Raw genomic sequence first — 12,415 nt, forward strand, 5'->3', positions numbered from 1 at the left:
GATTTGGGCCTGCTGCCGCGTTAAAAATCGCTTGCTTAGCCCACTAAGCGGCGCGCTTTTCGCCTTGCATCAGGCCCAAATCCGACGAAACGCGATCCGGAAATAAAATGTCAACAGAGCCTAGGTTCTGCAAACATTACGTCAACTGAACCTAACTCAAACAGAACCAAACTGGCGCGATGGGTAAGTAAAGTGCCTATACCGCTCAATTTCAGACCAATCTGCTGTCGCCAGATTATAGGCTCTGTTGGCGTTTTCTTTTCCGGTTGCGGTGTGCTACACCCCCGGCAACGCGGGTTGCTGGGGATACGATCAACAGCGCCTGAGCAACTGCACGGATGTGGGGTCACGCGCGGGATCAGTCGTCCTCATCCTGTGGCGCCTTCAGTGTGTTTTCTGCAGCCTTACCTGAAAAATTGCCGGCAACGGCAATCGTCAGACGGTCGGCATCCAGATATTTGCGCAAAGCGGCGTTGACTTCAGCGAGCGTCAATTTTTCGATGCGGGCCAGATTGTCTTCAATTTCACCAATTGGCACGCCATACCGCAGGTTTTCAACCAGCGCCCCCAGCATGCCACCTTCAAAGGCAAGGTTCTGACGCATCTGCCGGATGACGCCTTGCTTGGCAGCTTCGAACTCGGCTTCGGTGAAACCTTCCTGGCGTGCGTGCGCAATCTCCTGTTTGACGGCCGCCTCAACCTGCTGCCGCTTGTCTGGCGCAAAGCTCACCACAATCGACCAGATCGCGTATTGGTCGAGGCGGTCCAGATTCAGGCTGCTGTTGACATGGTAGGTCAGCCCGTCTTTCTCGCGCAGACGCAACCACAAACGGGAGCTGTTGTCGCCTCCCAGCAAACTGTTGGCAAAAGCCAGCGCATAGCGATCCGGATGCGAGTAGGCCACCGGCAAATAGGCCCGTGCTTCATAGCTGGCATTGGCTTTGTCGGGAGTTTCTCGCAGAAAATAGGCCGGCTTTACGTCATGATAAGGGTCGGGGGTGTCCTGATATGGCTTTTTGCCAGTCCAGTCACCAAATGTGGTGTTTAGCTGGTTGCGGACTGATGCTGGATCGAACGCGCCAACCAGTACGACTTCCCCGGTGCCACCGCCAAAATACTGGTCGTAGAGTTTCTGGACATCGGCCAGAGTGAGGCGCTCCAGCTGGCTGCGGAGTGCTTTGCGGGTCCAGTTGTGCAAAGGGTCACTGTCGGGACGCCAGCCTTCGAAGTGCTTGTCCAGAGCGCGATCTGCCAATGTGCTGGGCTCTGTTTCCGGCTTGGAGAGGCGATCCATCCAGCGTGCCTTGGTCAAGTCGAACTCTTTCTGGGTGAGCTTGGGCTCGCGCACGACCTCTCGCATCAACGCCAGCAAGCCGGCCAGCTTATCCTGCTTGCTACGGAAGTTCAGTGTCAGACCACCAGCATGGGCATGGATGTGATAAGTCGATTCGAGCTTGTTGGCTTCAAGTTCCAGAGCTGCTTTGTCGCGATGCTGGGTTGCGGTATTGAGCAGGCTGCCCAGCATTCGCCCGGCTACGTAGTTTTGATGGCGTTCCAGTGGCAAGCCAAAGCGCAGCTGGATGCGACCATAAACCGCATTCTGCCGGGTCTTCTTTGGCAGGAGGGCGTATTGGAGGCCGCTGCTGCCCTGGCTTTTCAACGTGCGCGCTTCGATGACTGACGCTTTGGGCTCAATGACCTCACCTTCATCCACTTGCCGCTTGCTTTGATAATGCTTCGCCAATTCTGCGATATCCGGGGCGGCCGTCACTTCGCTGCGATCCGGTCGGACAGTTGGCAGGAATTGACCGAGGGTGCGGTTGTCTGCCTTGAAGTATTTCTCGGCAACCCGCTGTAGATCCTGCCGGGTCACCTGTTCGACCAGATCCCGTCGGATAAAGGCATAGCGCCAGTCTCCATACAGCGCAAACCAGGAAGCTTCATTGACCTGGGCATGTGCACTGCCATTCCAGTTCTCCCAGCGCTTGAGCGTGGCTTGCCTGGCTTCAGTGAATTCCTGTTCGGTAATCGGCTGTTGCGCAAAGCCCTCCAGCGCTGCAGTCATGGCCTTCTGTGTGGCCGTGGCATCGGCATCTTTAGGCAGGCTCAGACCGAACTGGATCAGCCAGGGATCGCTACGGCATTCCAGATTGGCCCATTCGGATACGGCCAGCTTTTTTTCGACCAACTGTGTCTGTAGCCGGCCATTTTTTTGATTCGCGAGAACGACGGTGAGCATTTCCAGCGCCGGGAAATCGGGGTGCATGCAGGAGGGGGCATGGTAGCCGAGCAAGGTGATCGCATCGGTGCCGGGGCGTTTGAGTTCAACGTAGCGCGAACCTTCCTGTACCGGCTCGACCGGGTAGTAGCGTTTTAGGGCTACTGAAGGTTTCGAAATGGCACCAAAGTGCTTCTCGATCGACTTGAGTGTGGCGGCAAGGTCGAATTTCCCTGATACCACCAGCACGGCATTGTCGGGACGGTAGTAGCGTTGGTAGAAAGCGCGCAACCGGTTGATATCGGTGTTCTCGATCTGGTCTCGATGGCCAATGACCGGATCGCGATAGGGATGCGCCGTCAGTGCCGCAGCCGACATCTGCCGCCAGAGCACCCAGCCGGGTTGATTTTCTCCGCGCTCCCACTCGTTTCTGACCACAGGCATTTCGGTAACAAGCGCTTCCTTGGAAATCAGCGCATTCACCATGCGGTCGGCTTCCATGCCTAGAGACCAGTCGAGTGTTGATTGATCCGTAGCAAACGATTCAAAGTAAAAAGTCTGGTCTGCTGTGGTGATGGCATTGCTGTTCAATCCGCGCTTGCGCACTTCCCCCCGGATATCGGGCAACGAGGGCGTGCCTTTGAACAGCATGTGCTCCAGCAAATGCGCCATGCCCGATTCACCCCGATCCTCATCTTTGGCTCCGACGCCGTAACGGATGACGACAGAGGTGACCGGGTTGCTGTCATCCGGAGCCAGCAAGACCAGCAGCCCGTTATCCAGCCTGTACTCACGCACACTTTCTACCGTAACGCCGGGCTTGAGCGTAGCGGCAAGGCTGGGAGTGCAAGGGTTAAAGGCCAGAGCGACGATGAGGCTGGTCAGTACAGTTTTGAAGGGTTTCAAGGTGAATTCCAGTGCAAGCATTTGTAATTTGAAACAACTAGGCTCTGTTGACGTTTTGTTTCCGGTCGCGCCGGGCCGAGTTTTGGGGCGGGTGCTATACCCGCAAGGAGTAGGCCGTGGCTGGTAAGGGGCTAAAGCCCCAACTACCACGCGCGTGCACGGCATCCGATTCGAATAACACCGAACCGCAATCATCGACACCAACTACCACGCGCGTGCACGGCATCCCCTTGGCGGGGACGCAGGGTTTCGCCGGAAATGGCCTGGCCCTGTGTTGCAGAGCGCCCGCATAGCATAATGGCTATGCGGCGCGCTCTGCGCTTTGCCCCTGGCGGTTTTCCGGCGAAGCGCAGCTGCAAACCTAACTTCAACAGAACCTAAACAAATTAAATGACATCAGGTAAGCAGATAGATGACGTGCAGCAACTACCCATACCGGCCGGTATCGACATGGCCAGAGCAGATAAAGTTGCCACAGCCCATTACAAAAGCAAACGCCCGGCACATGGCCGGGCGTTGAGAAGCAAATATAGCGTGGATATTAGCCGCCGTTGCGGTCAAGCTGATCGAGCTTGCCTTTTACCGACGCCCACTGTTCGTGATCAGGTAGCGGATCTTTCTTCTCGACAATCGGCGTCCAGCTTGGCAGCTTGGCCAGATCGGCGTTCAGCTTGATATAAATCTGCTGGTCGGCCGGTACATCATCTTCCGCGTAAATGGCCTCGACCGGGCATTCGGCCACACACAAGGTGCAGTCGATGCACTCGTCCGGATCAATCACCAGAAAATTCGGGCCTTCACGAAAGCAGTCAACCGGACAAACATCAACACAGTCGGTATATTTGCACTTGATACAGGCTTCAGTCACTACATAGGTCATGGCGCATCCTTATGCGAGGCGCGGGGGCTGAATTCCCCCATCAAATTATTCAGTTCATGGCGAGCAATTTTACCAGAAGCCATCCCTGTCAGACCGAAAAACACGATGTCCATTCCAGCCGATCCGACACAAGCGTCGCTAAGAATATATCGCGGCCGCTTTGCCCCCAGTCCAACTGGATTACTCCACAGTGGCTCCTTGATTGCTGCCGTCGCCAGTTATCTTGATGCCAGAACTTCGGGCGGACAATGGTTTGTTCGCATGGAGGATCTCGATCCCCCAAGAGAAGTACCCGGCGCGGCGGCGAATATTCTGCAAACACTGGAGGCGTTTGGCTTTGAGTGGAATGGTGAAGTCATCTACCAAAGCCGTCGCCTCGACTACTATCGGCAGGCACTCGACAGGCTGGCTGCACTCGGATTGTCCTACCCTTGCGGCTGCACTCGCAAGGAAATTGCCGATTCAGCAATTTCTGGCATTGAAGGCCCAATATATCCGGGCACTTGCCGGAATGGCTTGCCTGTGGGCAAGCTGGCCCGAGCATGGCGCTTCAAAGCACCCGATATACAAATAGGCTTTCATGACAGATTGATGGGATACCAAATACAGAATCTGTATCGTGAGATTGGCGATTTTGTATTACTGCGTGCAGATGGATATTTTGCATATCAACTCGCAGTGGTAATCGATGACGCAGAACAACAAATTACCGACATTGTGCGAGGGGCTGATCTGATTGATTCAACCCCTCGCCAAATTGCCATTCAACGTGCCCTCGGCATTCCTCAGCCAAGCTATCTGCATCTACCGGTATTGGTAAACGACAAAGGCGAAAAACTCAGTAAGCAGACATTGGCCCCCGCACTGGACATCTCTGAAGTGTCTGGTCAATTAGTATTTACATTACAAAGACTTGGACAAAATCCTCCGGTGGGGTTGATCAAAGCATCTGTTGCAGAGGTTTGGAAATGGGCATTTTCTCATTGGAAATCTGCTGAAATTCCACGACAACGATCATTCCAATACTGACAAGATTGCAAGTGGCGTCTACGCTGTATTCGAGGATGGTTCCTGACGACGCGTGACGTCCGGCGATTTTCGTTGCATATACGACAATGCCAAGCCCAGCGCGGCTTCATGCAAAATGAATACGCCAACGTCATCTATGTCTTTGAAATGTTAGGGACTATCAGTTTTTTCTTTTAGAAAAGCGAACTTGGTGTACTAAACTGAGGAAGGCTCTCAGCTTGCGTGGCTAAATCCATGATGTTATTTTACTTGTCCCAATTTGCATGCCAAAAAAAGGGTGGAGCTGTGCATATCAAATCAAAACTTAAAGCATGTGCTGTGGCCGTAGCACTGGCCAACGTGCCTTTCGCCGTGAATGCCGCAGGGCTTGGACGACTCAATGTGCTGTCGGGCCTTGGCCAGCCGCTTCGCGCAGAAATTGATTTGGTTGCCATCCAGCCCGGTGAAGCCGAATCGCTAAAAGCATCGCTGGCATCTCCGGAAGCTTATAAGGATGCGCAAATCGAATATCCCTCCTCGTCGCTAGGTTTGCGCTTTAGTATCGAGAAGCGAGCATCAGGTCAATATTATGTGGCGGTAAAATCCAATCAGTCGGTAAATGAGCCATTTATAGATGTGCTGGTCGAACTGAAATGGGAAGGTGGCCGGGTATTAAGAGAATATTCTGCGCTACTTGATCCCGTTGGATATACCCCAGGGAAATCTGCAGAAGCGCCTGTTTCTCCAGTAGTTTCAAACCAGAAAAAAACGGGTGAAACAAATAAAGAAATGCCGCCGGCCAGCAAACCTGCTCCCGAGCCGCAAGCATCTTCTGATCTGCTCGAAGGTGATAGCCATGAAGTTAAGGCTGGCGAATCGCTGTCATCAATCGCACGCAAATTCCAGCCAGAGGGTATCAGTCTGGAGCAGATGCTGGTTGGCCTCTATCGCGCCAATCCCGACGCCTTTGACGGCAAGAACATGAATCGCCTGCGCAAAGGCAAGATTCTGAAGATTCCTGGTAAAGAGACGCTGGCAGAAGTTACCAAGCCTGCAGCCGCCAAGGAAATCAGGGTTCAGTCGGAGAACTGGCGTAGCTATCGCGGCAAGCTGGCTGACATGGTTAGCAAGAGTGGCGCGTCTGAGCAGGAAAAGAATGCTGGAGCCGGCAAGATTACTGCCAAAGTTGAAGATAAGGCTGCTGCAGAGTCACAGCCCGGCAAGGGCAGCCTGAAGGTTTCCAAGGATGAGGCAGGTACCAAGTCGCTCAAAGACAAAATCCGCAGTCTTGAGGAGGAAGCGGTAGCTCGCCAGAAAGCGTTGGATGAGTCCAAGCAGCGCGTTTCCGAGCTTGAAAAGAACGTCAGCAAGATGCAGCAGCTGATGGAGTTGAAGAGTCAGAAGGGCGCGGATATGCAAAGCCATGCTCAGGCCAAGCCTGAGCAGAAGGCAGAGGCTAAGCCAGAGACAAAAAAGCCCGAGCAGGTGAAGCCCACTGAGCCTGCAAAGGCAGAGGCCAAGCCTGCTACGACCGAAAAGCCCGCTGCTGTTGAAGCCAAGCCGGAAGCCAAACCAGTTGAGCCCACACCGCCAGCGGTTAAACCTGCTGATGCGGCCGGTGACCACAAGCCTACCGATGCAGCGACAGCTCAGCCCGCTGTGACTGAGCCACCACCTGCGCCTGCTGCTCAGCCACCAAAACCCAAGAAGCCCAAGATCGTTGCTCCGCCGCCGGAGCCGGAAGAGTCTTTGCTTGATAACCCCCTCGTGTTGGGGGGGGGGGCCTTGGTCGGTCTTGGAGGGATTGGTGGGTTGGTGATGTGGCTATTGCGGCGTCGCAAGCGCAATACCTTTGACGACAGCATAATTACTGGTAGCGACCTTAAGTCGAATACTGTTTTGGGTAATACCGGTGGCGCAGTGATCAGTACTGGGGTTACTGAAAATTCGTTTCTCACCGACTTCAGTCGTGAAGGTCTTGGCACGATCGATACGGACGAGGTAGATCCGATCGCTGAGGCGGAAGTCTATATGGCCTATGGTCGTGATGCCCAGGCTGAGGAAATTTTGAAGGACGCGCTGGCCAAAGATGCAGGCAGGCATGAGGTTAGGCTGAAGCTGCTTGAAATTTATAGCATGCGCAAGAACGCAAGTGCGTTTGAGGCTTTGGCTACCGATTTGCATACCGCAACTAAGGGGAGTGGTCCTGTATGGGCGCAAGCGGCTGAGATGGGTAGGGCGCTTGACCCGCAGAATCAGCTTTATTCTCAGTCGGCTGCCGCTGACAGTGCCCCTTCTCTTGATAAAACAGTTGTCTTGGGTGTGGGTGCGGCAGGCGTTGCTGCAGCGGCGGCAGTAGGTATGGGTCAGACAACCAAGATGGCTAGCTCGCCTGTTGCGGCTGCTGTTGCTGAGGCAGGCAGCGATCTTGATTTTGAGTTGGATTTTGCAGCGGGTAATGGTAGTCAAGCTGCTGCGGCAGTGCCCGCTGCCTCTGATCTGGATTTTGATCTGGGAGCGGGTGGTCTGGATATGCCCGCCAGTGCTGAGTTGGACGTTCCCCAGGCCATGCCAGAGTTAGATGTCAGCATGGATTTTGGTGATAGCGCCATGTCTAATCCCCCGTCTTTGACTGAAGAGGCGTCTGCAGGGGATGGTGCTGGCATGTTGTCGCTGGATATTCCTCTGGACATGGGGTCGGCTAGCGCACCCGCAGTACCTTCTTTGGATGAGTCGCTGGATCTTTCCATGCCAGATCTTGACTTGGGTGGTGGTGCTGAGTTGTCGCAGGCCGATGATGCCTCCCTCGACTTCAATTTTGATCTTGGCGCAGATGCGGCTCCTGCTTCGGCCACTGCTGGGGGAGCTGCCGACCTGAATCTTGATTTGGGGATGCCCATCGAAGAGGTGAGTGGCGACGATATGTCGATGGACTTTGGCGGTGATTTGGATGATCCAGTCACCACCAAGATCGATTTGGCCAGAGCCTACATTGATATGGGTGATAAGGAAGGTGCCAAGGAGATACTGCAGGAAGCCTTGTCTGAGGGTAATCCAGAGCAGAAAGCCACGGCTCAGTCCTTGTTGGCTGGGTTATAAGCAAGGCGTACAAAGATAGCACTTCATCCTGGCATAGCAATTATTGTCTGGATCACCCTGGCGTGTTGCCTCCCTTTCTGGGGCAACGCGCCAGTGTTGTTTCTGGGGGGCGCTTTGGTGCTGGTGGCTTCTCTATGCGATTGGCCTAGGTGGAGTGCGAGACTATCTAGACTTCGTTGGCTGGTGGTGGCCCTTTTCTTGGGTGAATTGCTCTCTGGCACGTTGATTGCCGGATTTTCATGGTACCGTTCGGCCCTGCATGCGGGGCTGGTATCATTTCGACTGTTGATCCTACTGGCTGCACTCCACTGGTGTTTTGGAAGGGCTTCCTCATTGCGTTTGCTGCAGGGGCTTTGGTTTGCCATTTCCTGGCTTAAGGTGTTTCATGTTCCGGTTGAGACTCTGGTGGTCCGCCTGATGCTGGTCATGCAATACACCTTTGAGGTCAGACAGGGGAACAACCCATCAAGTCAGCTCGATCGATTGACTGATAAGGCAACTTGGGGTCAGACAGAGAGCAACTATGTGCTGGAACTGTGCCCCATAAAACTGGCTGACTGTTTCTTGGCGGGGATGTGGGTGATGTTTATTGTGGGAGGCGTGGTTTGGGTAGGATAGCGCTTGCGCTGGAGTATGACGGTACAGCTTTTATTGGATGGCAGTCTCAACCAACAGGCAGGTCTGTTCAAGACGCATTGGAAGCTGCGATAGGCCAGATGGCAGGCACGAAAGTGCGAGTTCATGCTGCAGGTAGAACGGATGCGGGCGTTCATGCTTCGCGGCAAATCGTGCATTTCGACACCGATGTCCCCCGACCTATTACTGCTTGGGTGAGGGGCGTCAATAGCTTTCTACCCAAAACGATGGCGGTTACGTGGGCGAGTCCAGTTCCTGATGCTTTTCACGCTCGTTTTTCTGCTACCGCCCGGCACTATCGTTATTTACTCCTCAATCATCCGATTCGACCGGCACTGCTACATGGTCGGGTAGGGTGGCTGCATAGCGATCTGGAGTTAGCGCGCATGCAGGAGGCGGCCGGTCATTTAATCGGTGAACATGATTTTTCCAGTTTCCGTGCTGCAGAATGTCAAGCCAAGTCTCCTGTCAGGCATCTGTCCAGGCTTGATATTTCCAGACAGGGGGATCTCATTGCGCTGGATTTCTCCGCAAACGGATTTCTTCACCATATGGTGCGCAACATCATGGGTTCTTTGCTGCATGTTGCGAAAGGCAAACGCGATCCGGATTGGATTGCTGAGTTGTTGGCGGCGAAAAACCGGACGCTGGCTGCACCGACTTTTATGCCGGATGGTTTGTATCTGTCTGGCGTTAGTTACCCTAAGGAATTTGGCCTGGATACAGAACCGTTATATAGACAGGGGCTGATCTGATGAGTATTAGAGTGAAGATCTGCGGTTTGCGTGATCCGGAGACGGCAATACAAGCAGCTCACTTTGGGGCCGATGCGCTGGGGCTGGTGTTTTACGAGCCGAGTCCACGTCATCTCTCGATTGAGCTGGCGCGGTCCATAGCACTGGCTATCCCGCCATTTATAACCCGGGTGGGTTTGTTTGTGGATGCGCCTTCCGACTACGTACAGTCAGTACTCAAAGGCGTACCGCTTGATTTGCTGCAATTTCATGGGAACGAGACGCCGGAATATTGCAGCAGCTTTAATACGCCGTATATCAAGGCTGTCAGGGTTCGGCCCGGGCTTGATTTGGTAAAATATTGTCAAATTTATTGCCAGGCACGCGGCCTGCTGTGTGATGCCTATGTAGAAGGTACGCCAGGCGGGACTGGTGCCGGGTTCGATTGGTCGCTGATACCCGACAATCTTCCCCTGCCCTTGATACTCTCTGGTGGGCTGGACCCGGAAAATGTCGCGACCGCTGTCAGCAAGGTTCGGCCTTGGGCGGTGGATGTCTCAAGTGGCGTTGAGAAATCCAAAGGAGTCAAGGATTTAGCCAAGATAGAAGCCTTCATTGCAGGAGCCAAGAATGCACCCAAATGACTTATCGAATTACAACCTTCCTGATGCAAAAGGCCATTTTGGTGCATATGGTGGGGTTTACGTCGCTGAGACCTTGATGGCAGCGCTGGATGAACTGAACCGTGAGTACGAGAAAGCCAAAGCAGATCCGGCGTTCTTCGACGAATATCGTTATGAGCTCAAGCATTATGTAGGTCGGCCCAGCCCTATTTATCACGCCAAACGTTGGTCGGAGATCATTGGTGGTGCGCAGATTTATCTCAAGCGCGAAGATCTGAATCATACCGGTGCGCACAAGATCAATAATACGATTGGGCAAGCCTTGTTGGCACGCCGTATGGGTAAAAGGCGGGTAATTGCCGAAACCGGGGCAGGGCAGCATGGCGTTGCTTCTGCAACGGTGGCTGCCCGTTATGGAATGGAGTGCGTTGTCTACATGGGGTCTGAAGACGTTAAACGCCAGTCCCCGAATGTATTCCGCATGAAGTTGCTGGGGGCGACAGTTATTCCGGTCGAGTCTGGGAGCAAGACGCTAAAGGATGCGCTCAACGAAGCCATGCGGGATTGGGTGACCAATGTGGATTCGACTTTCTATATTCTTGGCACTGCCGCCGGCCCGCATCCTTACCCCATGCTGGTAAGGGATTTCCAGGCGGTCATTGGTGAGGAATCGAAGGTCCAGATGAAGGAAATGGCTGGCCGACAACCTGATGCGGTGATTGCCTGCGTCGGCGGTGGCTCAAACGCCATCGGCATGTTCTACCCCTATGTTGGGGAGCAAGGTGTGAGGCTGATTGGGGTTGAAGCCGGTGGGGACGGTGTCGCAACCGGGCGGCACGCAGCGCCTCTGACTGCAGGGCGGCCAGGCGTATTACATGGCAATCGTACCTATCTGATGCAGGATGAGAATGGTCAGATTATCGAAACCCACTCAATCTCGGCCGGTTTGGACTACCCGGGCGTTGGGCCAGAGCACAGCTACCTGAAGGATATTGGCCGTGCGGAGTACACCTCGGCCAATGATACCGAAGCGCTTGAAGCGTTTCACGAGCTATGTCGGTATGAAGGAATCATTCCCGCGCTCGAATCAAGCCACGCCTTGGCCCATGCAAAGAAAATGGCCCAGAACATGGAGAAGGATGCCATTTTGCTGGTGAACCTGTCTGGCCGTGGTGACAAGGATATTGCTACGGTTGCTGACGTGTCGGGGATTTCACTATAGGACGGCTGCCGGGCACGTTGCCAGGGTGGCCGCTTGCTCTGAATTGGCCTTCATGTGGGTGAGAATACAGCTTCTGGCTATTCTTCCCCCTTTGAATAATCGGCCGGGATGAAATGTGGCAAACGCTTTCCGGCCTTTAATGCAAATCGCTTGAATCCATGACAAATCGAATTGATCAACAGTTTCGGCAGTTAGCAACCGCCAATCGTGCTGCCCTTATTCCCTTTATCACCGCTGGTCATCCAAGCCCTGAGCAGACGGTTATGTTGATGCACGCTTTGGTGGCCGGTGGCGCGGACATCATTGAGTTGGGTATTCCATTTTCTGATCCGATGGCGGATGGCCCTGTTATCCAGCGTTCATCAGAAGTCGCCTTGAACAAGGGCATGAGCCTGAGCAAGGTTCTGAATGCGGTGTCGGAGTTCAGGAAGTCCAATTCATACACACCGATTGTCCTGATGGGCTACGCCAATCCGGTGGAAGCCATGGGTTACAAGGCATTTGCCGAACGTGCTGCTGCGGTTGGTGTTGATGGGGTGCTATCGGTCGATCTTCCCCCGGAAGAGGCGGCTGAATTTGTAGCCATTCTCAAAGCGAAGGCGATTGCGCCGATCTTTCTGGTTTCCCCAACCACACCGGCTTCGAGGCTGAAGGTCATAGGCGAGATGGCGGAAGGCTATGTGTATTACGTGTCCCTGAAAGGTGTGACGGGTTCTGCCAATCTGGATACCGATGCGGTCAAGCTGCGCCTTGCGGCGTTACGCCAGCACATTTCTGTGCCAATTGGCGTTGGATTTGGAATTCGCGATGAAGCCTCCGCCAAAGCCATTGCCAACTTTGCGGATGCTGTGGTAATCGGCAGTCGCATGATTGAAGAAATTGAGGCCAACCCTGCAGATCCCGCCACAGGCTTGCAGACTTTCACTGGCCGGATTCGTGATGCGGTCCATCAGGCCAGATCGTAGCGCTACCCGAAGTACTGGAATTTGGGGAGCTGGAGATTCCGTATTGGTGCTGATGTGGCGTGATCCAGGCTTGCTGGATTGCATCGCGACGGATTTCTGGCGGCTGCCAACACTACATTGGAGA

At 54.1% G+C, this 12,415-nt stretch carries 9 protein-coding genes; 7 read left to right on the plus strand and 2 right to left on the minus strand.

The genetic code is table 11. The annotated features are described in order from the left end of the window. Positions 1-358: 358 nt before the first annotated feature. Positions 359-3,124 (minus strand): M16 family metallopeptidase, encoded by a 2,766-nt coding sequence (locus PZA18_RS19215; protein ID WP_284102497.1) that lies wholly within the window; start codon positions 3,122-3,124, stop codon positions 359-361. A 541-nt stretch (positions 3,125-3,665) separates the two neighbouring features. After that, complete coding sequence (gene fdxA, locus PZA18_RS19220) at positions 3,666-4,004, minus strand: ferredoxin FdxA (protein WP_284102498.1); 339 nt, start codon at positions 4,002-4,004, stop codon at positions 3,666-3,668. A 144-nt stretch (positions 4,005-4,148) separates the two neighbouring features. Between fdxA and gluQRS the strand changes: the two genes are divergently transcribed. The 7 genes from gluQRS (at position 4,149) to trpA (ending at position 12,291) form a co-directional block, all read left to right on the plus strand. Further along, positions 4,149-5,033: a tRNA glutamyl-Q(34) synthetase GluQRS gene (gluQRS, locus tag PZA18_RS19225; RefSeq protein ID WP_308447427.1), complete on the plus strand. Its 885-nt coding sequence runs from the start codon at positions 4,149-4,151 to the stop codon at positions 5,031-5,033. A 285-nt stretch (positions 5,034-5,318) separates the two neighbouring features. Next, positions 5,319-8,111, plus strand: coding sequence for a FimV/HubP family polar landmark protein (locus PZA18_RS19230; RefSeq protein WP_284102500.1), 2,793 nt, complete (start codon positions 5,319-5,321; stop codon positions 8,109-8,111). 198 nt (positions 8,112-8,309) lie between these two features. Further along, on the plus strand, positions 8,310-8,729 hold the full coding sequence (locus PZA18_RS19235; protein WP_284102501.1) for a hypothetical protein: 420 nt from the start codon (positions 8,310-8,312) through the stop codon (positions 8,727-8,729). Then, the gene (gene truA, locus PZA18_RS19240) at positions 8,717-9,502 is read left to right on the plus strand and encodes a tRNA pseudouridine(38-40) synthase TruA (protein ID WP_308447424.1); all 786 of its coding nucleotides are present in this window, start codon (positions 8,717-8,719) and stop codon (positions 9,500-9,502) included. Before PZA18_RS19235 ends, truA begins: the two co-directional genes overlap by 13 nt. Continuing rightward, positions 9,502-10,125, plus strand: coding sequence for a phosphoribosylanthranilate isomerase (locus tag PZA18_RS19245; protein WP_284102503.1), 624 nt, complete (start codon positions 9,502-9,504; stop codon positions 10,123-10,125). Before truA ends, PZA18_RS19245 begins: the two co-directional genes overlap by 1 nt. Then, positions 10,112-11,326 (plus strand): tryptophan synthase subunit beta, encoded by a 1,215-nt coding sequence (gene trpB, locus PZA18_RS19250; protein WP_284102504.1) that lies wholly within the window; start codon positions 10,112-10,114, stop codon positions 11,324-11,326. Before PZA18_RS19245 ends, trpB begins: the two co-directional genes overlap by 14 nt. A gap of 158 nt (positions 11,327-11,484) precedes the next feature. Next, entirely contained in the window at positions 11,485-12,291 is an 807-nt protein-coding gene (trpA, locus tag PZA18_RS19255) for a tryptophan synthase subunit alpha (protein WP_284102505.1), read from the plus strand. The last annotated feature ends 124 nt before the right edge of the window (positions 12,292-12,415 follow it).

Origin of the sequence: Parachitinimonas caeni (genome assembly GCF_030129945.1) — a bacterium.
GTDB classification, from domain to species: domain Bacteria; phylum Pseudomonadota; class Gammaproteobacteria; order Burkholderiales; family Chitinimonadaceae; genus Parachitinimonas; species Parachitinimonas caeni.

Bases quoted from the DNA above. Each gene is read 5' to 3' on its own strand.
- fdxA (WP_284102498.1), bottom strand. From the start codon at position 4,004: ATGACCTATGTAGTGACTGAAGCCTGTATCAAGTGCAAATATACCGAC.
- PZA18_RS19245 (WP_284102503.1), top strand. From the start codon at position 9,502: ATGAGTATTAGAGTGAAGATCTGCGGTTTGCGTGATCCGGAGACGGCA.
- trpB (WP_284102504.1), top strand. From the start codon at position 10,112: ATGCACCCAAATGACTTATCGAATTACAACCTTCCTGATGCAAAAGGC.
- trpA (WP_284102505.1), top strand. From the start codon at position 11,485: ATGACAAATCGAATTGATCAACAGTTTCGGCAGTTAGCAACCGCCAAT.